At 34.9% G+C, this 24,585-nt stretch carries 22 protein-coding genes and 1 pseudogene; 5 read left to right on the top strand and 18 right to left on the bottom strand.

What is annotated here, in order from left to right; genetic code table 11:
• Positions 1 to 99: 99 nt before the first annotated feature.
• From FC748_RS09585 to FC748_RS22420, 3 genes and pseudogenes are all read right to left on the bottom strand, one after another.
• Positions 100 to 1,011 (bottom strand): D-alanine--D-alanine ligase, encoded by a 912-nt coding sequence (locus tag FC748_RS09585; RefSeq protein WP_108030446.1) that lies wholly within the window; start codon positions 1,009 to 1,011, stop codon positions 100 to 102.
• Between the two features lie 4 nt (positions 1,012 to 1,015).
• Positions 1,016 to 2,464 (bottom strand): MocR-like pyridoxine biosynthesis transcription factor PdxR, encoded by a 1,449-nt coding sequence (pdxR, locus tag FC748_RS09590; protein WP_024363309.1) that lies wholly within the window; start codon positions 2,462 to 2,464, stop codon positions 1,016 to 1,018.
• Positions 2,465 to 2,481: 17 nt separating this feature from the next.
• Positions 2,482 to 2,685: pseudogene (locus FC748_RS22420) on the bottom strand (transposase); the annotation flags it as partial.
• Positions 2,686 to 3,090: 405 nt separating this feature from the next.
• On the opposite strand from FC748_RS22420, the gene FC748_RS09600 reads away from it, so the two are divergent.
• Complete coding sequence (locus FC748_RS09600; protein ID WP_108030445.1) at positions 3,091 to 3,975, top strand: helix-turn-helix domain-containing protein; 885 nt, start codon at positions 3,091 to 3,093, stop codon at positions 3,973 to 3,975.
• Positions 3,976 to 4,362: 387 nt separating this feature from the next.
• Here the strand turns inward: FC748_RS09600 and FC748_RS09605 are convergent, their stop codons facing one another.
• Positions 4,363 to 6,111 (bottom strand): methyl-accepting chemotaxis protein, encoded by a 1,749-nt coding sequence (locus tag FC748_RS09605; RefSeq protein WP_108030444.1) that lies wholly within the window; start codon positions 6,109 to 6,111, stop codon positions 4,363 to 4,365.
• A 379-nt stretch (positions 6,112 to 6,490) separates the two neighbouring features.
• Between FC748_RS09605 and FC748_RS09610 the strand changes: the two genes are divergently transcribed.
• Positions 6,491 to 6,778 carry a hypothetical protein gene (locus tag FC748_RS09610; protein ID WP_108030443.1) on the top strand — a complete coding sequence of 96 codons (288 nt, stop codon included), beginning with the start codon at positions 6,491 to 6,493 and terminating at the stop codon, positions 6,776 to 6,778.
• Between the two features lie 128 nt (positions 6,779 to 6,906).
• On the opposite strand, the gene FC748_RS09615 is transcribed toward FC748_RS09610, so the two are convergent.
• Entirely contained in the window at positions 6,907 to 7,467 is a 561-nt protein-coding gene (locus tag FC748_RS09615; protein WP_108030442.1) for an LOG family protein, read from the bottom strand.
• Between the two features lie 58 nt (positions 7,468 to 7,525).
• Here FC748_RS09615 and FC748_RS09620 point away from each other — a divergent pair, with 58 nt between their 5' ends.
• Entirely contained in the window at positions 7,526 to 7,840 is a 315-nt protein-coding gene (locus FC748_RS09620; RefSeq protein ID WP_024363304.1) for a MazG nucleotide pyrophosphohydrolase domain-containing protein, read from the top strand.
• A gap of 239 nt (positions 7,841 to 8,079) precedes the next feature.
• On the opposite strand, the gene FC748_RS09625 is transcribed toward FC748_RS09620, so the two are convergent.
• From FC748_RS09625 to FC748_RS09670, 10 genes are read right to left on the bottom strand one after another with little or no spacing between them, the layout of a single operon-like run.
• Positions 8,080 to 8,535 (bottom strand): hydrogenase maturation protease, encoded by a 456-nt coding sequence (locus tag FC748_RS09625; RefSeq protein WP_108030441.1) that lies wholly within the window; start codon positions 8,533 to 8,535, stop codon positions 8,080 to 8,082.
• Complete coding sequence (locus FC748_RS09630; protein WP_025219113.1) at positions 8,535 to 9,941, bottom strand: nickel-dependent hydrogenase large subunit; 1,407 nt, start codon at positions 9,939 to 9,941, stop codon at positions 8,535 to 8,537. The genes FC748_RS09625 and FC748_RS09630 overlap by 1 nt, the downstream gene beginning before the upstream one ends.
• Positions 9,934 to 10,839: a hydrogenase small subunit gene (locus FC748_RS09635; RefSeq protein WP_025219112.1), complete on the bottom strand. Its 906-nt coding sequence runs from the start codon at positions 10,837 to 10,839 to the stop codon at positions 9,934 to 9,936. Before FC748_RS09635 ends, FC748_RS09630 begins: the two co-directional genes overlap by 8 nt.
• The gene (locus tag FC748_RS09640; RefSeq protein WP_024363300.1) at positions 10,832 to 11,368 is read right to left on the bottom strand and encodes a cytochrome b5 domain-containing protein; all 537 of its coding nucleotides are present in this window, start codon (positions 11,366 to 11,368) and stop codon (positions 10,832 to 10,834) included. The genes FC748_RS09635 and FC748_RS09640 overlap by 8 nt, the downstream gene beginning before the upstream one ends.
• Positions 11,369 to 11,423: 55 nt before the next feature.
• Positions 11,424 to 12,431, bottom strand: coding sequence for a hydrogenase expression/formation protein HypE (gene hypE, locus FC748_RS09645; RefSeq protein WP_024363299.1), 1,008 nt, complete (start codon positions 12,429 to 12,431; stop codon positions 11,424 to 11,426).
• Positions 12,432 to 12,435: 4 nt separating this feature from the next.
• Positions 12,436 to 13,542 carry a hydrogenase formation protein HypD gene (gene hypD / locus FC748_RS09650; RefSeq protein ID WP_025219111.1) on the bottom strand — a complete coding sequence of 369 codons (1,107 nt, stop codon included), beginning with the start codon at positions 13,540 to 13,542 and terminating at the stop codon, positions 12,436 to 12,438.
• The gene (locus FC748_RS09655; RefSeq protein WP_024363297.1) at positions 13,517 to 13,750 is read right to left on the bottom strand and encodes a HypC/HybG/HupF family hydrogenase formation chaperone; all 234 of its coding nucleotides are present in this window, start codon (positions 13,748 to 13,750) and stop codon (positions 13,517 to 13,519) included. Before FC748_RS09655 ends, hypD begins: the two co-directional genes overlap by 26 nt.
• A 15-nt stretch (positions 13,751 to 13,765) precedes the next feature.
• Positions 13,766 to 16,069: a carbamoyltransferase HypF gene (gene hypF, locus FC748_RS09660; RefSeq protein WP_108030440.1), complete on the bottom strand. Its 2,304-nt coding sequence runs from the start codon at positions 16,067 to 16,069 to the stop codon at positions 13,766 to 13,768.
• The gene (gene hypB, locus FC748_RS09665) at positions 16,054 to 16,713 is read right to left on the bottom strand and encodes a hydrogenase nickel incorporation protein HypB (RefSeq protein ID WP_024363295.1); all 660 of its coding nucleotides are present in this window, start codon (positions 16,711 to 16,713) and stop codon (positions 16,054 to 16,056) included. Before hypB ends, hypF begins: the two co-directional genes overlap by 16 nt.
• A gap of 1 nt (position 16,714) precedes the next feature.
• Entirely contained in the window at positions 16,715 to 17,068 is a 354-nt protein-coding gene (locus FC748_RS09670; protein WP_108030439.1) for a hydrogenase maturation nickel metallochaperone HypA/HybF, read from the bottom strand.
• Positions 17,069 to 17,474: 406 nt separating this feature from the next.
• On the opposite strand from FC748_RS09670, the gene FC748_RS09675 reads away from it, so the two are divergent.
• Positions 17,475 to 18,032 (top strand): hypothetical protein, encoded by a 558-nt coding sequence (locus FC748_RS09675; protein WP_108030438.1) that lies wholly within the window; start codon positions 17,475 to 17,477, stop codon positions 18,030 to 18,032.
• A gap of 527 nt (positions 18,033 to 18,559) precedes the next feature.
• Positions 18,560 to 18,901 carry a hypothetical protein gene (locus FC748_RS09680; protein WP_108030437.1) on the top strand — a complete coding sequence of 114 codons (342 nt, stop codon included), beginning with the start codon at positions 18,560 to 18,562 and terminating at the stop codon, positions 18,899 to 18,901.
• Positions 18,902 to 18,987: 86 nt separating this feature from the next.
• Here FC748_RS09680 and FC748_RS09685 read toward each other — a convergent pair whose 3' ends face one another.
• The 3 genes from FC748_RS09685 to FC748_RS22555 all read right to left on the bottom strand — a co-directional run bounded on the left by FC748_RS09685 (position 18,988) and on the right by FC748_RS22555 (position 24,024).
• The gene (locus FC748_RS09685) at positions 18,988 to 20,715 is read right to left on the bottom strand and encodes a methyl-accepting chemotaxis protein (RefSeq protein ID WP_108030436.1); all 1,728 of its coding nucleotides are present in this window, start codon (positions 20,713 to 20,715) and stop codon (positions 18,988 to 18,990) included.
• A 953-nt stretch (positions 20,716 to 21,668) separates the two neighbouring features.
• Positions 21,669 to 23,354 carry a methyl-accepting chemotaxis protein gene (locus FC748_RS09690; RefSeq protein WP_108030435.1) on the bottom strand — a complete coding sequence of 562 codons (1,686 nt, stop codon included), beginning with the start codon at positions 23,352 to 23,354 and terminating at the stop codon, positions 21,669 to 21,671.
• Between the two features lie 484 nt (positions 23,355 to 23,838).
• Positions 23,839 to 24,024 carry a hypothetical protein gene (locus FC748_RS22555; protein WP_108030434.1) on the bottom strand — a complete coding sequence of 62 codons (186 nt, stop codon included), beginning with the start codon at positions 24,022 to 24,024 and terminating at the stop codon, positions 23,839 to 23,841.
• Between the last annotated feature and the right edge of the window lie 561 nt (positions 24,025 to 24,585).

Genomic DNA, 24,585 nt, shown 5'->3' on the forward strand with positions numbered 1-24,585 from the left:
TATGGGACACCACGATTCTTTTATCTTTATCTTTTGTTCGTATTCTATTTCAATAATATGTAAAAATATTGCTAAGGCTAATATCTGCTTATTATTGCTCTATCCATCATTTCTCTTTACTTTAAGTGATTTTTCAATGATCAAGTCAAGTAGCTGAGGATACGGAATACCTGCTGATTGTGCACTTTTAGGTAACAGGCTGTTTTTCGTCATTCCAGGTAATGTATTAACTTCCAATACATATGGAACGCCGTTATTGATGATCATATCAATACGGGCATAAACGCTACATTTCAATGATTTATAGCAAGAAATCGCTGAAGCAACAACACGATGATATGTTTCAGGCGGTAGCTGAATCACCTCTTCAACTGTAGTCACATCATTATATTTAGAGGTGTAGTCAAAAAACTCGTTCTGATGACGAATAGAAATTACCGGCAAAATTTTGCCATCCAATATCGAACAAGTGATTTCCTCGCCCGTTACCAGCTTTTCGATTATCACTTCGGAATCCCATTTGAATACTTCCGCAATCGTAGATTTTACCGCTTCTTTGTCATACATAATTTTTACGCCTACACTTGAGCCACCTGCATTAGGTTTCACTACTACTGGGTATCCCATGTTATCTAGTTCATCCATATTAAGCTCTTCCATACTCATAAGATGAATCCAATCTGGTGTTTGCACACCTTCAGACCTCATGATTTTTTTCGAAATATTCTTATCCATACATAAGCTACTGGACAGGACACCGCTTCCTGTATAGGGAACTCCCATAGTTTCAAGGGTACCTTGAACGGTGCCGTCCTCACCATACTTGCCATGTAACGCCAGTAACGCAACGTCAAGATTCCGTGCATTTTCCACTAAATCTTCTTTTTTCTCTATGTGGATTGATACAATTGTATACTTATTTTTATCTAAATTAGCTATCATTTCTTCACCTGTCATAATCGAAACTTGCTTCTCGGAAGAAACCCCGCCCATAATGACGCCAACTCTCATTTTTTTAACCTCCATAATTATTTTTTAAAGTATCTCCTATGATTTTAATTCCTTGAATAATTTCTTTCTCATGTAACCTAGAAAATCCTAACCGCAACGTATGTTGTCCACTACTGTCTGTGTAAAATACATTGCCTGTCGAAAAAACAACTCCCTTTTGGTAACACTTTTCTAAAAGCTTTTGTGAGTCAATGTTGTGATCTAGTTCTATAAAAAGGTGGAGCCCACCGTCACTTGTGATTCGCTTACATGGAATATATTGCTTACAATAATGGACAGCTAGTTCATATTTTTTCTTATAGACTGCTTTTGCTTTTTTTATATACTTCTCAAAGTAGCCATCATTTAAATATTGATATAGCACAGCTTGATCTAAAGTTGACGTATGCACCGTTCGAGCTCTTTTCATACTTTCCAAATAATAAATCAACTCTTTGTCTGCTAAAATCCAGCCAACTCGCAAGCCAGGAAAAAGAATTTTAGAGAAGCTACCAATATAAATCACATTATTGCCGTTTCCAGCAAAAGCAGCTAATGGAGCCTGATGGGACCCTGAGTAACGTAATTCTTCATTAAATCCATCTTCTATAATAGGAAGCTGATAGGCCGAAAACAGGTCCATGATTTTCTTTCTTTTTTGAGAGGATGTTACGATTCCAGTTGGATTATGATAAGACGGAATGAAATAGGCAAAATCATATTCCTGTTTAGATAAGCATTTTTCTAGCTCACTAACATTGACACCGTCATCCTCCATTTCAATGCCATCAATCTCATAGCCATGTAATCGAAAGAGCTTGAGGGCTGCATGATGGGTTGGATTTTCACAAATCACACGGCCGTTCTTTTTATTTAAGGTGGATAAAAGAATATCCAGTCCTTCTGTAAAGCCATTGGTAATTAAAATATCTTTGTTTCGAATGTCTACTCCCTTAATCTCCATGTAGTTAAGGAGGTAATCGATAAGCGGTTTATAGCCCTTTGCATAACCATAGTTAAGAACAATGTCTCCTTCAATGGACATACGATTTAAAAATGCCTTTTTAAAATTTTCTACATCAAAAAGCTTTTCATCGGGCGCGATACTTGTAAATGAAATCATTTCTTTATTCCAACGTACTCCGTGTTTCATGAGATCTAATTTTTCAGATAAAAAGGTTTGCTCATTGATTTTTTCAGTCCAATTTAACTCGATAGTTGGAGCTTGAAAGGTCTCTACATGACTTACAAAGTGTCCTTTTCCTTTTACTGCATAAATCATGCCTTCTTGCTCTAAATCTGCATAAGCCGTAAGAACGGTATTTCGACTGATAGCTAATAATGAGCTGAGTTCACGAGTGGATGGAAGCTTTTGATGTTCAAGTAAATGCCCGTTCGTCATCATTCTTATTAAATATTCCTTAAGCTGAATATACAAAGGCCTGCCTTCCGTTATCTTAAAATCCTTAAACACTGAATTCATCTCCTTATTTACATTTTTACATTTCTGCACCGATTCCAAAAGGTCCACTCAACATGGATTTTTATGGTCTGGTGGTAGGGTGTGGAACGATTCTTTTCTTTCAAATAACCTACAAACGATGAAACACGTAATTTTGGTAGTATACTCACCAACATGTGAATACAATCAGGACAATTTGTTACTTCACTATTTTCTACTCTATTTCTTTCACATCACTATCGAAGAATCATCTATTATTTGCCAAGGACGATGTGATACTTATAATCCTGGCCATGTGCTTTCCTTTCGTACGGCGTTGCTAACCAAACTTGATTTCATGGTACGATTGTTTTTTCTTGTTGTACTAGAACCTGTTTGGCTGTCTCTATTACGAACGTAGCCATTCAAAACTATTCAGTTATTCCATTATAGAGCGCCTTTCCAGTGTAACGATAAACTAAATTTCTCGAGCAAGTTGGTTTGTTATATTGTACAGGTTCTATTGTTGTAGCTATAAAAAGAGTATTATTACATCAACCTGTTCTTAATGGTTTTTAGGATGCAGCGATTACTTCGCAAGATATATCAAAAAACGAAGGAAGAACCTTGATATTCTATATTTAAAGGAGGTGTCTTCGTTGTATAACCATGAAATTATAATTAAAAAAATTATTTTATATGTGGAAGAAAATCTACATGAACCACTTACATTAAAAAATATTGCAGCACAATCAAATTTTTCAATGTATCACTTTCATCGAATATTTCAAGCCACGGTTGGCATGACGGTAACTGAATATATTCGGTTAAGAAGATTGGCTAATGCTTCTTCCGCCTTGCTTTACACAAGCAAACGCATTCTGGATATTGCTTTATATTATCAGTTTGAATCACAAGAATCATTTACGAGAGCATTTAAAGAGATTTATAAGCTACCACCTGGTAAATATCGCAGAATAATGTCAGACGTGATGAAAATGAAGGAGGAAACAAATATGGATACAAAGGTGAAAGGTTGGTTTTTAAGTGGATCAAATCCATTTAATTACGAAATGGGAATTGATTATGAAGTTGTTCATCAGGGGAAAGCATCAGGTTATTTAAAATCCAAAACAGTGTTAGATTCAACTGAATTCGCTACTATGATGCAAACATTTAAGGCTAATCAGTTTGTTGGAAAGCGTATTCGACTCTCTTGTTTCATCCGTACGGAAGAGGTAAATACGTACGCTGGGATGTGGATGCGAGTAGACAACACAACGGAAGATGTTCTTCAATTTGATAATATGAGTAATCGCCCCATTAAAGGTACAACAAAGTGGAACCACTACTCTATTATTTTAGATGTTCCCACCCAAAGTGCTGTTATTTCGTTTGGTATCATGCTGTGTGGACAAGGAACTGTATGGGCAGATCAATTCACTTTTGAAGAAGTAAATAAAAATATTCCAACAACTAATTTAGATGTGCATGGTGAACTGCTGGACGAGCCAGTAAATTTATCGTTTGACGAAGAAATATAATTTAAGAGATGGTGATAACATGGCTAATTCCGGTAAAAAGGCTATTGGTGTAGTATTAAGTATTATCGTTATACTTATAATTATGTCTGTTAAGTTTGCAGGAATTAATACGTTAGTACATTACTTAACGTTTTGGTGAATATACGCCTAACTACACCGCAAATGTGCGCATTTCTTTAATAAAGAGATGCGTATTTTTTCATTAAAGGCTATATTGTAGTCATTCCGAATATCATTTTTGAAATTTAAGGGGCAAAATGAAGAGTCAACTTACTAACTAGAATAAATGCATCGAAACATTTGATTCGATGCATTTTTTTATATCTAATTTGTAAACTGGTTATCTTTTGAAGTAGTTTTAGAGCATGTCCTACCATCACTATCCTGTTATAAAGTATATTTGTCCATTAAAGCATTTAAATCTCGATTTAATTCCGTTAGTGTTTCAGCAGCACTTGCAACATCAGCAATTGCTTTAATGTGCTCATCTATGGACGATGCAATTTCCTGTACTGAAGCCGCCGTCTGTTCTGATACACTGGACGCGCTTTCGATTCCTTCACTCATCAACTTATTATAGGATGTCATAACGTCCATTTCTTTATTTACTGCTAATATCGATTCTACTATTTGTTTAACAGAATCAGACATCTGATTGAATTTGCTTTGTGTTAGAACAACATCATCATTTAACTTTTTAGCAGTCTCCATTGTTACTTCTACAGTTTCAACTGTTTTAGTAGTTTCTGAAACAATGGATAAAACGACTCCTTGTACTTGATGAGTAGCATTTTTTGATTGTTCCGCTAGTTTCCTTATTTCATCGGCAACAACTGAAAATCCTCTACCATACTCACCTGCTCTTGCTGCTTCAATACTCGCATTTAAAGCTAGTAAATTTGTCTGTTCTGCGATTGTTTCAATTGTTTCCATTACCTGTGTGATTTGATTTATTTTACTATTTAAATTTTTTATTTCATGACTGACTTCTCGTGATGCTGCTAATGAATCCGTATTTGATTTTTGTAATTGGTGAACGATTTCAATTCCCTCGGATGATAGTTTTTCTGCATGTTTTGTAATGTCGTACATAACTTTACTTTGTTTTTCCGTAGTATCTATTGAACAAGATAATAGCTCTACTGTTTGGTTTATCTTGTCCAAATCATGGGCTTGTTCTTGTGTACCAGTAGCAATTTCGGTAATTGCTCTACCAACTTCATCACTACTAGCTGATGTTTCTTCTGAAATTGCTGATAAGTTTGTAGCTGAATCCAATAATTGTTCACTAGTATTTTTAGTATTTTCGACAAGCGTACGTAATTGCTGTGACATTTTATTAAAAGCAATCGCAAGTTGTCCAATTTCATCACTTGATTCAGGCAAATTGGTAACCATTATATGACCATCAGCAATTTTTGATGATGTTTCAGCTACATCTTTTAGTGTATTTATTTTCCTACGAATACCTAAATAAAACACAAGTGAGCTTAAAATAATGAGTACAACTGTTGTACCAAAGATAATATATTGTAAAATGTTTAATCCTTCATAAAATTCATCTTGAAAAACAGCAATTCCAATAGTCCAGTCCCAAGGCTCAAAATATTCTGTATAGGCTGTTTTATCTTTAAAAGAACCATCAGGCTGTTTGTCGGAATAAACGACATAACGATCTGATTCATTTTTGGATTTACCACCTGCAACTATCTTTTCTCGATTGCTTCTGTTAAGTTCATCGGTAGGAGCTCCACCTATTTTAGAAGGGTGCAGTTGCAACACTAAATCTTCGTCAAAAGCTAATATATAACCATTTTCTTTGTAAGTAAAATGGGATTTTTTATAATCGTAGTCTCCATTTTCATTTACTGGTCCATTTAGAATAATTCTCGCTTTTTCTTTCCCTTCCGCTAGTGTTATTTTGCCACTTTCTACTTCTTCATTAATCAATTCTAATGAAGTATAAGCCCCCTTAACAATGCTTTGTAGTTCTCTTTGACCTGATTCTAAGAGCTGATTTTTGGCAACCAAATAACTTGTTGAGCCGATAATCACAACTGTGACAAGTATAATAGTTGTGATAAGTAGCATTAACTTCCCTGAGATACTTCGTAACTGTAAATTTTTCTTCTTCATTTGCTTCCTCCCACAACTATATATAGGTATATTTCGACAATAATCTACATAATTCAATAGTATCGAAATTATTTTTTATATTAGGAGAATGGATCTACGAACAGCTAGAAGCAAATTCTTTTTTAATCATTTGTCTTTTTCCACTGCCAATAGCCTTTTAAAGTTGTAACACTCTTGTGAGATGTCATCTAAAAGCAATCGCGTATAAATAACTATACATTGCTCATTCTTTAGTACTTTATGGTCTCCATCTTCCACAATCGTGCGTTTTTTGTGAGAAGCTATGAAAGTGTTCATCTTGTTAAAGATTATATTGTTGAGGAACGCTCATTTTTTTATAATTCATTCATAACAAAAAAACATGTTAGGGGGCATTGTTATGGAAATACATTGGGTAAATGGACAATATAGAGAAGATAATAGAATTTTTGATTCTCCGTTTGAAGTATATGAATGGACGGACTCTTTGTATCAAGATTTCTCAAATCACTTTTTGAGAGAAGAAAATGTCGGTTATGCCAGTCCTGATGTAAAGGTTATTGATTGTTTAACTGAACTAATACCACAATGGGCGAGATACATTAATGTGGTTGTTATATTACATAGAGATGTGATAGAGGTAGATGGTAAATATGTGTATAGGGTTTGGACGTCATATAGTAGATAAAGTTAATCAACAATCGGGCGCATTTCTTTAATAAGGAATGCGCATTCCTCTTTATAAAGAGCCATTTTGTTGATTAACATGCTTTTGTGAAAGGTTTGAAACGGAAAAGGTGCGCTTATTATGTATCATTAATATGTTCTTACCGAGACCGGTGTAAATTCTTTTATATATTGTTCCATTTTTGTAATGGAATCCGTAAATAACATCGCTTTTTGGTCAACCATTGTTAAAAATCCACTTGTTACCATACCATTGTAAAAATCCTTTAACTTATCGTAATAACCTGCTACGTTGAACAGGATACATGGATTTTTGTGTTGCCCAATTCTTGCCCATGAAATAACTTCTGATATTTCTTCTAATGTCCCTGGTCCACCTGGTAATGCAATATAGCAGTCTCCTAATTCAATCATTTTATTTTTTCTTTCAGACATTGAATTTACAATTTCTAAACGAGTTAAATTTGGATGACTTAGCTCTCGGTCTACTAAAAATGTCGGAATAATTCCGATTACTTCACCATTATGGTATAAAACTTCATCAGCAATGACGCCCATTAATCCTGCTTTTCCCCCACCATACACTAGCGTATGACCATGATTGGCAATCCACTTACCTAACGCTTTTGCTGCTTCAATATAATCTTCATTGTTTCCTAAACTCGCGCCACAATAAACTGCAATATTCAAATTTAACGCCTCCTTCATGCTATTATTATCATTATAGAAAAATAAGGAGTAGATTGCATTGAATATTGTAGAATATCAAAAATGGATTACAGAATTTTATAAAAAACGAGGTTGGTATGACTTAAATCCATTTATTCGTGTGAATTTTTTAACAGAAGAAGTAGGTGAAGTATCAAAAGCCATTCGTACACTTGAGATTGGTCGCGACCGTCCAGATGAAATTACACAATCTAAAGAACAACAAATCGAAAACTTGAAAGAAGAACTGGGGGATGTATTGGATAATTTATTTATTTTAGCAGACAAATACGAAATTGATTTGACAGAAATTATGGAAAGTCATAAAGATAAATTAACGAAACGCTATCAATAATACATATAGAAAGCGTCCCAAACACTGCTTGAAAAAAAATGCGGATTATTAACGTTAAAAATAGGCAAATTCTTATTCACTAATGATGAGATTGAAAGGTTTCAAATGCGCAATGCTTTTATCATTTAAATAGGGGGATTGTTAAAAATTTTACTCTGTTGCTTCCTTTTTTTGGGTCGTCCAAAGTCTCCTTTTCCGCTTACTAAATAGCATAGAGGCCACCATTAATAGAGTGGTCTCTATGCTATGTTGATTAACTGTTGAATCACTTCTTTTACATTTTTTTCGATTTCATTTCTTTTATTTTCTATGACTTTGCTTAATCCAAAATTAAATGATATTTTATATGGCTCAATTCCAATTAGATAACCTTTAATTTGATTTCTCAATTGATACAATACTTGGAATAAATGAAGATTATGAACTGAAAAGTCGAATGAACGAGATACAACAAGATGATCTAATGAATGAATTGTTATCTCTCCTGGTTGCCCACCTGTAATGGTACAATCTATTATAATAACAAACGTTGCATTTTCGATTTGTTGAATACAATAGTCGATGTCTGACTCTCCGATAATATACTGGATATTTTGTGCACTTGCATCTCGCATCATTTCTTCCACTAAATAAATGCCAATCCCATCATCCATCATTAACCGATTTCCAATACCAAGTACGATAACTTTTTCCATTAGAACACCTGTATAGTTTTCACTTTTTTTCCAGGGCTGTATACATGTGTTGCACATGACATGCACGGGTCGAAAGAACGTAGTATTCTGCCAATCTCAACTGGTTCATCGGGATTGGCTATCGGTGTACCAATTAGCGCTTCTTCAGCTACTCCTCTATAACCATTCTCATCTCGGGTTGAAAAATCCCATGTTGATGGTGTTATAATTTGATAGAAGGAAATTTTCTGATTTTTAATCTCTAGCCAATGCCCTAATGCTCCTCTTGTAGTATCTACTAGTCCCCTACCAGATGCTGATAAAGGGAGGTCGTATTTTTGCTGCATTTCCACATCCGGTATAATTTGTTTCAGTAGTATTTTCATAATTTCTGCAATTTTCTTTGTTTCTAATGCTCTGGCAATTGTACGGTCCATTGCTGAAATACGATTTATATAATTTCCACTTAAAATTAGTCTTGCTAGTGGTCCTACTTCAAAAGGAAGTCCATTATATCGTGGTGCCTTTACCCAAGAATATGCCCCTTTTTTATCCATGTCTGGTTCTAGAGCCAATTGATTTTGTTTATCAGTTTTCTCTGACAACTTGTAATAAGAATAATCTATTTTTTCTTCTATATTATTTTCGTTAAACACTTCTAGTCCTTTATTGGATAGAACAAGTGGATTCGTATACAGTGTTCCTAACTCTTTATAATTATGAAATGAACCATAAGATAGTAAGTTACCGTACCCTCCACCTAGTTGAAAATATTCGGGATAATAATGAGCAATATCATAAACGTCAGGAATCATTTTTTCGTCTATAAATTCTACAATTTTTTGTAATAGTGAATCAATCAATGCTACCTTCTCAGATGTTGCTTTTGTTGTAATACCACCGATAAACACCCCATGATTATGTGGTGCTTTCCCTCCTAATACCGCTAACATTTGGTGTGCCGAACGACTGATAGCGAGTGAATCTAAATAATGCTGTGCAATCCGATTATTCATTTCTTTAGCTAATCGAAAATCATGATGATCCGTTTCTAAGAGTGTATTTTGACCTAATTTAACATAATCTGGAACAGTATATTGATAAAAATGACGAATGTGATTTTGTAAAAACTCACAGCAATGAATGATATCTCGTAAATAGCGTCCTTGTTCCATAGGCTCAATTTTTAGTGCATCTTCTAAAGCCAGTGAGGAAGCCATAGAATGAGCCGCCGAACAAATTCCACATATTCGTTGTGTAAAGTAAACCGCATCAAAAGGACTCCTACCTACTAACATTTGTTCAAATCCTCTAAATAAGTTTCCTTTTGTTTTTGCATCCACAACTACATTGTTTTCAATCCGAACGTCAATTTCTAAAAAACCACTAATACGTGTCAAAGGATTTATGATAATTCTTTTATTCATCTTTTACCACTCTCGTTGTGTCATAGCTAATAAAAGGAGCCATCGCATCTGGAAAACCAAATTGCGCACATCCAATACAAGGTGTATCATCCCCAATTGGCCAATTTACGTGTCCGTTCCATTGCCTTGTCGGACAATCCGTTCTCGTTACTGGGCCACGACATCCAAGTTTGAATAAGCAAGTTTTATCACTTAATTTCTCCGCAAAAATTCCCCGATCAAAAAACGGTCTTCTTGGGCAACGGTCATGAATAAGCGTACTATAAAACATCAATGGGCGGTTTAAGCTATCTGTATCTGGCTCCCCATATAATAAAAGATGGGCTAAGGTTCCTAAAAACCAATCTGGGTGTACAGGACAACCAGGTAACATTATCATTTTTTTATTTGTTAGAACTTTGTTTATACCTACTGATTCAGATGGGTTTGGTTTTGCTGCTGACACTCCACCATGTGTAGCACATGCACCGACTGCCAATATGTGTGATGCTTTTTCTCCTAACAACTTGATTGCTTCTAGTCCTGTTAACGGTTTTCCTTTCCAACTACCAATGATGTTGTAAAGACCATTATTTTTTAAGGCTACTGCCCCTTCAACGGCTAAAATATAATCTCCTTCTAGTGCGTTCATTAATTTTGCAATAGCTTTTTCACCCTCCGAAACCATTAACGAATTACTGTAAAGAATATTGACCATTGATGTAAAAGCGTATTCAAAGTCTGGATTTTGCCCGTTTAACAAAGATATAATATTTCCTGAACAACCATTCAGTTCTAAATACACAAGATTCTTTTTGTTAATCAGTCCATTGTTCACATTATTTAACGCATTTGTCGTTAACCTTTTTGAAATAGCTTCATTACTTAAATCTTCCGGCGGTAAAATAAGCTTATTCAAGATATAACCTCCCCACAACAGGTAGAGTTGTTAAAATAGATTGTTGTCCAGCATGACATGAAGCAAATTCTTGTGAATATTCTTTACCAGCTAGTAAACCAAAGTGGGTCGCTGCTGCCCATGCTCGATTATTGGTGATATCATAAACAGTGCCGTTGACAGCAACATAAGCAGGATTTCCATTTTTACCATTGAAATTTGCTAATTCTCCTATTGTAAAATTACGTCCGTTTAAATGTGGAATGGATTGATTTGGCGATTGAGGTGTAGTAGGTGGCACTTGAGTGTTTTTAGGGGTACTGTTTACAGAAATTATTTGTGAATTATCAGATATTGGCTGGTAACAATTTAAAGCTTGATTGACAAGTAATTCACCAATGAAATGGATACTAGAAGTTGTATCCCATAACCTTTGAAGAATTACAGGGGTTATTGATGATTGATTAGTTGTAGAAAGTGTATAAATATCTTGTTGTACTTGCGAAACAAGGCTGTTCAACTGCCATCGAAGCATCTCGATATTTTGCATGTTTTCCTCCTAATTAGAGAGACTCCACACATTTTATGCTTCATGTTTATTTTCATTAACAAATTCTAGGTAATAGCAGGCCTGAAAGACGGAAAAGACGTCTTGTAGAACCTATAGGTGTTTTTAATAACACCTTCCCCTCTTCTTTTTGACATTCAGTAATTTGGCCAATTACTTTTGCATCTTTGCCTAGTTCGTGATTTTGTAGGATATCTAAAACACAATCTATTTGATTTTTGTCAACAATTAGCAATACTTTACCTTCATTAGCAAGATAGAGTGGGTCAAAACCTAAAATATCGCATGCTCCTTCTACCTCTTGCCGAATAGGAATTGAACGGTCTTCTATTTCAATTGTACAATGCAATTCTTCGCATAGTTCGACAAGTGCCGTTGATACACCACCACGTGTAGGATCACGCATTACACGAATCCCATCCACTTGCTCTAAAAGCTCTTGTAGTAAATGATTTAATGAAGCACAGTCACTTTGTACATCTGTCATCAAACCCAATTCCTCGCGTGCAGATACGATAGCAATACCATGGTCTCCAACTGTTCCACTTACAATTACCATATCGCCCACGCTTATATTTTCTGGATACAATTGATGTGTTTCTTTTATAAAACCAATTCCGGTTGTGTTAATAAATAATCCATCAACACTTCCCTTTTCTACTACTTTCGTGTCACCAGCTATAATTGACACACCTGCATTTTTGGCTTCTTCCGCCATACTTTTAACGATAAGTTTTAATTGCCTTATTGGAAATCCTTCTTCAAGAATAAAACCTGCAGTAATAGCTTGAGGTGTTGCACCACTTACTGCTAAGTCATTGACTGTTCCCGTAATAGCAAGCTTACCAATATCTCCACCTGGGAAAAATAAGGGTTTTACAACGTAACAATCTGTTGTAACTGCTAATTTTGAAGCGTTTAATTTAATGATTGCTGCATCAAGTTGTGTGTGCTGAAGATTACCAAAAGATTCGATAAAAACATCTTTAATTAACCGATGAGTTAACTCGCCGCCTTCTCCATGTGTTAAACTAATACGCTGCACCAAATTATCCCTCCTTCATATATTGGTAATGTGCTGCACAAGTACCTTCTGCCGAAACCATACAAGGACCAATTGGAAATAATGGTGTACACCCTTTACTAAATAGGATACATTCCTCAGGTGTTATTACCCCTTGAATAATTTCACCGCAGCGGCATTTTGTTTTTCGCGGCTCTTCAACAGACACATGAAACTTTTTCTTTGCATCGAATATCGCATATTCAGGTTTTAAAATGAAGCCACTGTTTTGAATTACGCCTATACCGCGCCATGCTTCATCGTGGTAATCTAAATATTTTTCCATCAACTTTTTCGCGACTATATTTCCGTCATTTTTGACCATATATTTATAATCATTAATAATTTCATTTTTTCCGCTTAATAATTGCTGTAATAGTTTATAAATCGCTCTTAACAATTCAACTGGTTCAAACCCTGTTATTACACCAGAAATACCGTACTCTTTTACTAAAAAATCAAAACTATTCTTTCCTGTCACCACAGAAACATGACCAGGTAATAAAAAACCATCTATATTAATCTCTTTGCCATTAAGTAGCGTCCTTAGTATAGGCTCCACTAATTTCGTTGTCATCCAAATAGTGTAATTTGTTAATCCCTTTTTTTCTGCCTCCTGAATAGTTGCCACAAGAATAGGTATAGTCGTTTCAAAACCAATACCTAAAAAAATGACTTCTTTTCCTGGATTCTCTTCTGCAATTTTAATACTGTCTAACGGGGAGTACACAACTCGTATATCCTTGCCTTCTGTTTTTGCCTCCATTAAAGAAAACTTTGATCCTGGGACACGCACCATATCACCAAATGTACAAAGAATGCGATTGGTATCACGCGATAATTCTATCATGGTATCTATGGATTTTTGATCTGTTACACAAACTGGACATCCTGGTCCTGCGATTAAACGAACATGGTCTTTCAGTCTTGTTTTAATACCAGTTTTTGCAAAAGCCATTGTATGTGAACCACATACTTCCATCAGTACAGGGATTCTACCTTTTTCTTTCTTATATTGCTCAGCAAGTTGAATGACTGCTTCCAAAGATTTTCGTAGAATAATAGGATTAGATAAATGTATCAGATGTTCCATTCATTATATTCCTCCATTCTTCCATACTCTCTTTTGCAAATTTCTCATCAACTATAGTCATGGCTTGCCCAGCATGTAACAAAACAAAATCGTTTAATTGAACTTCTGGTACAAAAACGATTCCAACAAACATCTTTGATCCCATTACATCCACTAATGCTTTCTCCGCTTTTATTTTTATTACTTTAGCAGGAACCCCTATACACATTGTTTCAAGTCTCTCCTAACTATTTTTATCTATAATTTTATGTGCAGCAATTAAAAGTTGTCCTATAGCTAAGCCACCATCATGACATGGAATCTTTTGATGTGTATATACTTGAAACCCTTCCTCACGAAGCTTATTCGTTATTTCAATTGACAAATAGTTATTTTGGAACGAGCCACCCGAAAGAACGACATTTCTATTTAAAACAGGGGATTTTTTCACAATTAATACAATCATTTTAACGCAACTTTCAACAATCGTTTGATGGAACTTTTGGATGATTTGGACAATAGGTTTTTGTTCTAATTTATCAATGACTATTTGACGTATCATAGCACTCATATCAAGTACAAATTCTTGAGGATTTTCTATAATTTCGAAGGAATACATATCCTTCGTTGATTTATTCATTGTGTCACGAGTTAAGTAATCAGATAACTTGATTGCTGCTTCTCCCTCATAAGTAGAACTTGTACAGATGCCCAATATTGCACTAACCGCATCAAATAAGCGTCCACAAGTTCCTGCCATTACTGTATTTAATTGTTTTAGAATCATTTGTTCTATGACATGAATTTCGTTTGATTTTTCAGGGAAAAGTTGTGTAGCAAATCTATTTCCTTCTTCTTTCAAAGATGAAACAATCATCCCAACTGCATTTCGCCACGGTTCTTTAACTGCCTTTTCACTTCCAGGTAAAGGTGTGTACTTTAAATGGCCTAATCTTCTGATTCTTTTTGCATCTCCATATAAAAATTCAAATCCCCAAATATGACCGTCATTACCGCAACCAGTACCATCTAAAATAATACCCAAACATGGTTCTTTGAGATTATGTTCTGCCATACAAGATACGTGATGAGCGTGATGATGTTGAATCGGTATTACTTCACTTTTCGATTGTTTTGCCAGTATAGTAGTTGCGTATAAAGGATGCATATCAACGGCGATATATTTTTCGTCAACAGTGTACCATTCTTTAAAAGATTGAAGCTGTTTGTTCAAGCTATTCATCATTTCCTCATTTTCTAAATCTCCAATTTGCGGACTAAGTACTAGACCTTTTTGACCCCCTATAGCAAATGCGTTTCTTTGATTTCCACCAAGAGCAATAATATTTGAAACATTCATATTGGATTTAATTACTTCAGGTGCCAAACCTCTAGCACTTCTAATAATGACCGTATTCTCTCCATTATGTTGTATTACTGAATCATCAATTGGATGTGCAATTTCACGATTATGCGTTAAGATATAATCACTAAGTTCACTCAAACCGTCATAATCTGAATCTTTGTAATAAATGGGAGAGCCACTTCTGTTGGCACTTGTCATAATTAGACATTCCAGTTCTGGCGTATCAAATAACAGATGATGAATAGGTGTATAGGGTAACATAACTCCAAGCTTGGTTAATCCAGGAGCAATATTAAGTGGTAATAAATTTTCTTTCTTCATTTCCAATAAAACGATAGGATTTGCTGAACTTGTTAATAATACGGCTTCATCAGATGTTATATAACAAAATTTCCGCGCGACTTCTAGTGATTTTACCATTATAGCGAATGGCTTTTGAGGACGTTTTTTTCGATTCCGTAGTAAATCTATTCCTTTTTCTTGGGTGGCATCACAAACAAGATGATAACCGCCTATTCCTTTAACGGAAATGATTTTCCCGAGTTTCAATAACTCTGTGGTTTTGGCGATTGCGAAAAGGTTATGCGCTATTAACTCACCTTTTGTATTTAGTAGATTCAATGTTGGTCCACAATTAGGGCAACAAATTGGTTGTGCATGGTGCCGTCGATTATTTGGGTTATGATATTCATTTTGACAGTCTGAACACATCGGAAATTTACTCATAGTCGTCTGAGGACGATCATATGGAAAACGATGTATTATCGTATAACGTGGACCGCATTGAGTACAATTAATAAATGGATGTTGAAAACGGCGATTTTGTGGATTCATCATTTCTTCTAAGCATAATTCACAAATTGCAGCATCTGGAGTAATAGCAAGAGTCGTAGGATGTTTGCTTTCTTTACTTTGAAGAATAGAGAAATCTTTGTAATAATGAGGCGGTATTTTTTGTATTTCCAAATCCGTGATGTTGCATATTTTTGGTGGATTACTTTTTAATTCGTGTATCATCTCGTGTAGTCTTTCTTCTTCACCCTCTATAATAATTGATACACTGTCAACGGTATTTTGTACAGTTCCTTTTAAGTCGTACTTTTTTGATAGATCATACACAAAAGGACGAAAACCTACACCTTGTATTTTTCCCTGCACAACGACATTTAATGCTTGATACATGTACGATAAACATCCTTAATCCAATTAATCCAATCATCTATACCTTCCCCTGTCGTTGCAGATACTAATTTGAATTGTGCGGTGGGATTAATTTGTGCTAAATCTTGTTTCGCCTCTTCGATGTTGAAAGCTACATATGGCAAAAGATCTATTTTATTAATAATCGTTAAATCGGTTCTTCGAAACATGACAGGATATTTCGGTATTTTATCATTACCTTCTGGAACACTTAAAACGACAACTTTATAATCTTGGCCTAAATCATAACCAGAAGGACAAACTAAATTACCAATGTTTTCTATAAAGAGTATATCAATAGATTCAAAGTTGAATTCTGGAATAGTCTTGGCAATCATTCTTGCATCTAGATGACAACCACCCACAGTATTAATTTGAACTGTTTTGATTCCAAGAGAGCGTAATCTTTCTGCATCTCGTTCTGTCGCTAAATCTCCTTCAATCACAGCAATATTGAACTTGTCCGCTAGTCTTTTAACTGTTTCTTCTAATAGGGTTGTCTTACCCGCACCAGGTGAACTCATTAAATTAATTACTAGTGTTTTATTCTCTTTAAACAAATTCCGATTAAATGTTGCCGCTGCATTCAGATCGGTTAATACTTCTTCTTTAAGTTTTATTTTCAAACTAATCACTTCCTTCATAAAATTCAACTTGAAATGTTTCTCCTGATATAATCAGACTATCTAGTAAATTGCATTTTGGACAAAGGGCGATGCGATAGTCCGGTTCAAACTGAAATAAACAGTTTTGGCATTGTGATATTGCCTTTTCACGGATAATTGTTAGTTGTGATTCTTCATTCAGAAGACAGGCTCTCTCTTTACAAAAATACAAAAATGCCCATTCTAACGCATCTGGCAACACGTTTGATAAATCTCCTACAATCACTTGGATTTGTTTTACTTTTTGAAAACCTCTTAATTTCGCATCCTCTGAAACAAGCTGAATGATTTCATACATTAATGACATTTCATGCATCTAATAGGCGCCTTTCTTCAAACTTCTATAAAAATTTTATGTTTGATATTACTAAAAAGAACTTAAATTATAAATTAAGGATTATGCTTATTTATTTCTCACTTTGTCCATTTTGGTATGCGTGCTTCAAACGAAAGAAAGAATTCACCCCCGTAACTAGCTATGACATAACCATACATTTGGATATTAAAACACTCTAAGATAAGTAGAAGTAAAGAAAAGTCGACTGCCATCTAGAACCATTTGTAAGTCTGTATATCAAAGCCGCTAACATCCCTTCTATGAATCAATCCACTTCTTCATGCAGTTAACAAATTTCATAAAGGAATTTCTCCATTAGCCCTAGCGTAATTCCCTATAAAACATATTATGGAGATAATAAGTTGAAACTTTTTGGGGTGAGTTTATGCATAGAAATAAGACCTATAAAATCGTTCAAAGATGCTGTTCAGAACAAGAATGTAAAAAATATACTAAGATAAAAGCAGTTTGTCCACCAGAGCCACAGAGAGAAAAAGAACCTCCGGCAAGCAGCGGGCTATTGACGGAATTTGATCAAAATATCGTTATACCTACTTTTATTGAGCTTACGTTGTTACCAACACTGTTAGCTACTGTCACATTAAATATTGATGACTTAGGTGACCGAGTATGGTTTACTGGAACAGTTCAGACAAGGGTATCTACAGGTGCGCCTGCACCAGGTTTTGTACAAATTGCTCTCCAAATATTTAGAAATGACCCTACGTTCACTTCATCAATCTTCCTGATTGAAGATGTAGTAGTGAATAGCGGGTTTGTAAATGGCAATGCTACTACCTTTACCTTTGTAGACCTCTCACCGCCTACTGGTGTGAATACTTACTATCTTACTGGACAAATATTATCTACAGATCCCCAAGCTACAGGGGCTTTTGTAGAAAAAACTGTTTTTACAGGGGCAGAAATTGAAGCAAATAGTTAGCTATTTTCAATTTATTTAAAAAGTGATTATTATAAGAATGCCAAAACCGTTATATGTCCCAAACAGCAGCCGAGCGTTCTTCAATACGCTTTCCTGCTGTTTCTTTATCCACTGAATTAGAGAGCAGGCAATGGAAGTGTTTAGTAGAAGTGTAGCAATCGCGGGAATTAGTTGAAAAAAAGTATGGGTCACATATTAAAGGTAAAGAATGTTATAGCATAGGGCTCCAGCTAACCTCCCAATACTTCAACATCATCAGAAATAAGGGGGAAAGGTCCGCTCCATGTAAATGATGGGCTAGAGTCGCGCCACAAGAAATGAAGCCGGTCACCAACCAGTACGACCGATAACTTCAAGATTACCACCACCATTATTTGAAGTTACTAAAACATATCTTAACCGATGCTGGAACAAAATTATGAAGATAACCTTGTGAACCTTAAGTGAGAGGCCTTACAACATGTATGTAAAAAAACAGAGGAAACCGAAGAGGCAAAACGAATATAATATAGCGAAAGGGGATTATGATGAAGAAAATGATCAGTACACTTGCCCAAACCAACAACAGCTTGAATTTAAATACGTACCACGCTACTGGATTTATGAAAATACAAGAAGGATCTGCTCAATTACAACAAACAACAGAAACATTTAAATCTATTAATGAAGCAATGCAACAAGTAGCGAATCATGTAGTGCGTATGATGCAAAATGTTCAAGGTATGGCGGAAGAAGGACAAGAAATCAATGCTTCCATTCAAGAAATTACCGCTATTACACAAGAGGCATCAGCTGGCGTTCAAGGAACAGAGCAACTAGCTACCCTGTCTACAGAACTAGATGCATTAGTCAAACAATATAAACTATAGCCATTACCTTAAACATACAAATAAAATAGCATTATAAAAGCGCAATAATCCTTACAATACAAGGATTATTGCGCTTCTATTTATTACTAAAGTTCTTTCTCTAAATCCGTTAATAAACCCAAAACAATTTCGGAATATTTCTCTAATTCTTCAAAGGCTTTCTCTATTCCTATAGGATCATTCATTTCAAAACATTTCACTGCCAGTTGAGCACTTTGATGTACTTTCATATGCGGTTGTTCCAAGTCTTTAAATGTTTTTTTGCTTTTCACATGATTAGGTAAATCTCCGTAATACCAATTGCCTAGCCTACATTCTTTATGTGAAATCATTTCTTTTGAGTCGATCGTCCCTATACCTAAAATTAAGTTATACACTCGCCATTTCCATAGTAAATGGTCCGTTTTCGCCACTTTTAAAATATCTTTTGATGTTAGTTTCACATTGATATTTAAGAATTTTTTTCGATACGTATCCATTTTATTACTAATTTCAAAAAATGTTTTTGCTGTTCGTTTTGATATTTCTTGTGATTCCACACTATTATCATAGATACTGGCATTTCGTGAAGCGATGTCCACAATCGTAGCGGTTTGCTCTTCACTCATCGCTGCGATTTGGGAGGTTGATTCATTAATCCCTTTCATCATTTCAACGATACTGATTAATGCTTCACTTGCACTTTCTGCCCCTACAACACTCTTTTCAACTAATTTTTCCGTTTGGTCAATCCCTTCAATGACTTCCAAAGATACATTTTGCAATGACTCCATATTAGCAATAATCTTCACGATTTCTTCCTTCGTATGCTCTGACAGCTTTCTCACCTCTGAAGCAACTACCGAAAAACCACGTCCATGCTCCCCTGCACGAGCCGCTTCAATGGATGCGTTAAGTGCTAATAAGTTGGTTTGATCAGCGATTTCTTTAATGATTCTCACAATATCCTGTGTATAGTCAATTTCTTGATTCAGTTGTTCTACATTCTTTACAATTTTTCCATATACATGACCGACTTGCTTTATATCTTCCATCGTTTCATCTACGACTTTTCCGCTTTCTTCCGCTGAATGAACCGCCTCATCTGTTCCTTCTGCTACTTCAACTGCATAATTTGCTACCCCATGTATAGAAGCGCTCATTTCTTCCGTTGCCGCAGTTACACTATGGGTCTCATCTATCTTTTTCTGCATATTCGAAAGCAGTTGTTTGATTGTATCTAAACTCATCATATCATTTAACATGTCGGATACTTCGTTTAAAAAGTATTTAAACGTATTTTCCATATATACTTCAACGATTAATTGTTTGTCATAGGCTGCTAGCTTTTGTACAGCAACCACACTTTCTATCATACGCTTAGGATGTCGATGTAGTTTTTCCATTAAAATTGTGGTCATTATCTGAATCAGCAAATCATGTGCAGCAACAAAATTTTCTGCTGTCAAATTAATTCGACTATTGTACTCCCCTATTTTTATTCGCGTCACGATATAATGCTGATCTACTTCCGCTTCTAAAAATTGATCGATATATTGTTCTATCTTCTCTCTTAGACGATCGACTGTGGCGTGTTGCACAATAAGTTGATTAAATATATGTTCAGATTGTATTCTTCCGTAAAATTTATCAATCATTTCCTTCTTAAAAGGAGCTAATATATTCGCTGATTGTTTTACCCTATTAAGCGTTTCTTGGTCAACACCTAAGAACGATAAGCGCTCCTTCGCTCGTTCCCCCACTTTAGGTAAGTCTGTTTCTGAAGCATTTATATATTGATCCCAGTTGTTAGATTTATTTATGAAAAAGACCATCTTTTCCCCTCAACTTTGCATAATATTATTTTTCATTTGAATACATACATTCCATTTCGTATTTCTATTCGGTTAGTAACTTGAAGCTATTCTAGAATTAGGTATTTTAGACTATACACAATTAGAAGTTTCGAGGGCTTTTCGTATAATAATAAGGAGGGCAAAAAATCTAATAAAATCCCCTATAGTAAGTAGTGATACAAAGGTATTTCACTACTAGCTTACATCCATTCAACCGTTCATCACTTCAGCTACTTTACTCTATTATAGTTATATATAACTAAAAATCAATATTTATTATTACTTTTATGAAAAATAAAGAGCACAAAGAATCAATGTGTGTGTCTTTCATTTAGAATATAGATTTTCAATGAGATAACATCTTTTCTATCAGCATGATTTTATTAGTGGTATGTTTGATAAAAGGGCTCTCTCGTTGATTGAAGCGGAAATTAATGTATTTCCAACAGGGGTACCGTCACATGTCCGTCAAGCTAACGAAACTAATTTCCCAAAAATCAAAAAAATCCTATTTCCTATTCTTTCTGTAAAAATATTCGTTTACGAGAAAGGGTGGCGTTTTTGATGAATCCAATCATTTCAAATGAACTACATCTTTTCGCACAAGAATTACAACGCTGTCTCTCCCCAATAATCCTACAAAAAACGGCAAAAAAGTTGGCTTTGTCCAGCGAGCTAGTAAGTAGCAAGCAAACGAACTGATAGCCCTTTGTGTATGGCTTAGTCAGGAAATAGTTTATCCCCTTAAAAAGACGAAATGAAATGATTATAAACATTACGGGATTGTTCATTAAGCAATTTCATTTAAGGTATATTCTCTTTTTTAAACAGGCAAAAAAGCCTCATCTCCTTTTTAAATGGAAATGAGGACTTCTTTTTAATAGAAAAGGATGATTTTTTTCATAAAGCAACTAACCAATTTAATCCTTTCATTATATTTTAAATTTATTAATTTCTTCTTGCACTGTCATTGCACCTTCACTTAACGATTTAGCTACAGCATTGATTTCTTGAATCGTTGCTGTTTGTTCTTCTACGGCTGCAGCAATCATTTCGGATTGTTCTGCGGCGGTAGTTGCAGCAGAAGCCATTTCATTTACTGAAGCGGCAACTTCTTCAGTACTTGCCGAAATTTCTTCAGTAGAAGCTGAAACGTCTTCAATTTGAGAAGTAATTTCTTGAATGGCCTTCATAATAGTATCAAATGATACTTGGGCATTTTGGATAAAGGTAACACCTTCTTCGACATTTTGCACAGTGACACTCACTGCCTTTTCAACTGCATTTGTTTCTTGTTGAATAGATGTTGTTAAGTCAACAATTTGATGAGCAGAAGCCTTTGATTCTTCTGCAAGCTTCCGAACTTCATCGGCAACGACTGCAAAACCTTTTCCATGCTCACCAGCACGTGCCGCTTCGATAGCTGCATTAAGGGCAAGAAGATTTGTTTGCTCCGTAATATCCGTAATAACTTTTATAATTTTTTCTATCTCTGTTGATTGTGCACTTAACTGTTTAATTCGCTCATTTGTCTCATGAGAAGATTGTTGAATAACAGCCATTTGGTTTTCTGCGGTCTGTAATGTTTTTCCGCCTTCATTAGCAATCACTTGTGTGTCTAATGCTTTTGAATTAAGTAGCTGTGTTGCTTCTGCAATTCGTTGTACACCATGGGCAGTTTCATCCATCGCGGTCGCACTTTCTCGTCCCGTTATAGCTGATTGATTAGCCCCCTCTGATGTTACCTCTATTCGATTGGCTACTTCATTGGATGAGATAGCTACTTGATCTGTACTAGCTGCTAATTGTTCAGCAGCGGCCGTTGTCTGCTCTACATTTGCAGCAACATTATTAATAATTGAATGTAATCTCCTTTTCATTTCATTAAATGAATCAGCTAATACTCCAATTTCATCGTTTGTTTTCACATTTATATCTTCTCCGCTTAAATCACCCTCAGCAATAACTTTTGCAGTAGCATTTAGTTTATTAATAGGTACAGTAATTAAACGAGTAATAAATACTGAAATGAGAAGAGCAAGAATTGTGGTTACGATAGCAATACCTAAAATGATCAGTGAACTATTTTTTGCAATTTTAGTTGCTTCCGTGTTCGCCTTTTCCATCAACTCCTTTTGATAAACAGAAATTTTATTCACCGCAAGTTGAATACCTTCGTTTGCAGGACGCACCAATACTTGTATTTTTTCAATTGAAGCTTGAACATCTTCTTTGTTATATGTATCGATAATATCTTGCGCACCTTGATTAAATTTTGCTTGGTTCTCTTTTATACTTTGAAGTTGTTTTTGCATTTCAGGATTTTTTATTATTTTTTCTAATTCTGCAGTTTTTTGTTCGATTAGTTCTTCCTGTTTTTCCAGGTTTTTAATTGTTTCATCACTTGGATCAAGTATGTAAGAACGAATGTAAAGACCTTGTAAAGAAGATGCGTTTAATATAGCATCGACTTGTAAAAGTTTATAGACTCTGTCTTCTATAGTAAATGTATACTTGTTATCAACACTTTTTAATTGGACAAATGCAATGGTAGAACTAAGTAGTAGAAATAACATAATACTACCAAACCCTAAGTAAATTTTCTTTTTAATTGACATAAATCTAAACCTCCCATATTTTGAAACACCTTTCTTTTTTGAAAAGTATATTAGAATAATAATTCAATAATGCATTAACCTTTTTAAACAGTTCAATCAAATAGCTTAATAATAAAGGTAATGCAGGAATCGCCCTTCTTACAGTAACGAATCTTCCTTTGTATGTCCATAACTTAATCAAATGTTCTTCCGACTTTTTAAACTTGTTATACTCAGAGTCATTATTTAATGAATTAACCTAATTTAATAATTTAGAGTTCACTTTTTATATACAATAAGTCATCTAGGTCAATGGTGAATTTTACAAAATCCTCTCAATTATTGTACTAAATCAATAAAATAATGTGGGGAATTATACATATAACAAGTTAAATCATACGTAAAAGAATTAATATATAATAAATAGTTTTATAATACAGAATGCCTTTTTAATTGTCTTATTAATGTACAGGTTCAGATTTTTCCAACAAATATTTAGCTGTTGTCACTCCAACCACTTCCTCTCCAATTCTGCGTACTTTTTTAGCACCTCCATTTGTTGCTTTAAATAACGGTTTTCCAATGTTAATTTCGTTTGTTCATTGTCCGGTTCAGGACTTTTATTAAAGCTATATTGTTTGCCTACAGGTTGTTTCAAACGATTGACTTCGCCATTTCTATACCAACGCATCCATGTTTCCACCTGTGTTTTATGGCGTATATTTAATTCCAATAAAATCTGTTTGATAGGTACACCTGCTAATCGCATCTCAATGCTTTCATTTTTACATCATAGGGATAACTCACTCTTGTTCCCATAGAAAAAACACCTCCAAATTGAAATTTAAGTATCTATACCCGAATTTCAATCGAAGATGCTTTTTTTATTTGTCTTTACCTATTGGGGTCAGTTCCCCAAGTACATTTTGATTTATATATATTACACCTTTACAGGGAGAGACGAGCATGACATCCTTGGCCGGTTAGTAAGCCCTTGATATAGCTGGGTTCTAGGCTATCGAATTGTGCGAGTAGTGGCCACGTGTCAAGTTGTAATTATTCACGCACTTGTATAGGAAAGTAGTTAATCAATGAAAGTGTAGATGCTCAGACTAGCAAAAATGTACATTGTTATTTCGACATTTACAATCGCGTAACAAATGTTTAGAGGGGATATTCCAAAAGTTCACAAATGGCTTTTAGAGCACCCCTTTTATTTATCTTCATTCAGAGGTAGAGGAAAACAGTTGGT

This window comes from Lysinibacillus sphaericus, assembly GCF_005217585.1.
In the GTDB taxonomy this organism is placed as follows: domain Bacteria; phylum Bacillota; class Bacilli; order Bacillales_A; family Planococcaceae; genus Lysinibacillus; species Lysinibacillus sphaericus.

Coding starts and splice junctions, on each gene's coding strand:
- FC748_RS09585 (WP_108030446.1), bottom strand. CDS start 1,011: ATGAGAGTTGGCGTCATTATGGGCGGGGTTTCTTCCGAGAAGCAAGTT.
- FC748_RS09605 (WP_108030444.1), bottom strand. CDS start 6,111: ATGAAGAAGAAAAATTTACAGTTACGAAGTATCTCAGGGAAGTTAATG.
- FC748_RS09610 (WP_108030443.1), top strand. CDS start 6,491: ATGGAAATACATTGGGTAAATGGACAATATAGAGAAGATAATAGAATT.
- FC748_RS09625 (WP_108030441.1), bottom strand. CDS start 8,535: ATGGAAAAAGTTATCGTACTTGGTATTGGAAATCGGTTAATGATGGAT.
- FC748_RS09630 (WP_025219113.1), bottom strand. CDS start 9,941: ATGAATAAAAGAATTATCATAAATCCTTTGACACGTATTAGTGGTTTT.
- FC748_RS09640 (WP_024363300.1), bottom strand. CDS start 11,368: ATGCAAAATATCGAGATGCTTCGATGGCAGTTGAACAGCCTTGTTTCG.
- hypD (WP_025219111.1), bottom strand. CDS start 13,542: ATGGAACATCTGATACATTTATCTAATCCTATTATTCTACGAAAATCT.
- FC748_RS09655 (WP_024363297.1), bottom strand. CDS start 13,750: ATGTGTATAGGGGTTCCTGCTAAAGTAATAAAAATAAAAGCGGAGAAA.
- hypF (WP_108030440.1), bottom strand. CDS start 16,069: ATGTATCAAGCATTAAATGTCGTTGTGCAGGGAAAAATACAAGGTGTA.
- FC748_RS09670 (WP_108030439.1), bottom strand. CDS start 17,068: ATGCATGAAATGTCATTAATGTATGAAATCATTCAGCTTGTTTCAGAG.
- FC748_RS09675 (WP_108030438.1), top strand. CDS start 17,475: ATGCATAGAAATAAGACCTATAAAATCGTTCAAAGATGCTGTTCAGAA.
- FC748_RS09680 (WP_108030437.1), top strand. CDS start 18,560: ATGAAGAAAATGATCAGTACACTTGCCCAAACCAACAACAGCTTGAAT.
- FC748_RS09685 (WP_108030436.1), bottom strand. CDS start 20,715: ATGGTCTTTTTCATAAATAAATCTAACAACTGGGATCAATATATAAAT.
- FC748_RS09690 (WP_108030435.1), bottom strand. CDS start 23,354: ATGTCAATTAAAAAGAAAATTTACTTAGGGTTTGGTAGTATTATGTTA.
- FC748_RS22555 (WP_108030434.1), bottom strand. CDS start 24,024: ATGCGTTGGTATAGAAATGGCGAAGTCAATCGTTTGAAACAACCTGTA.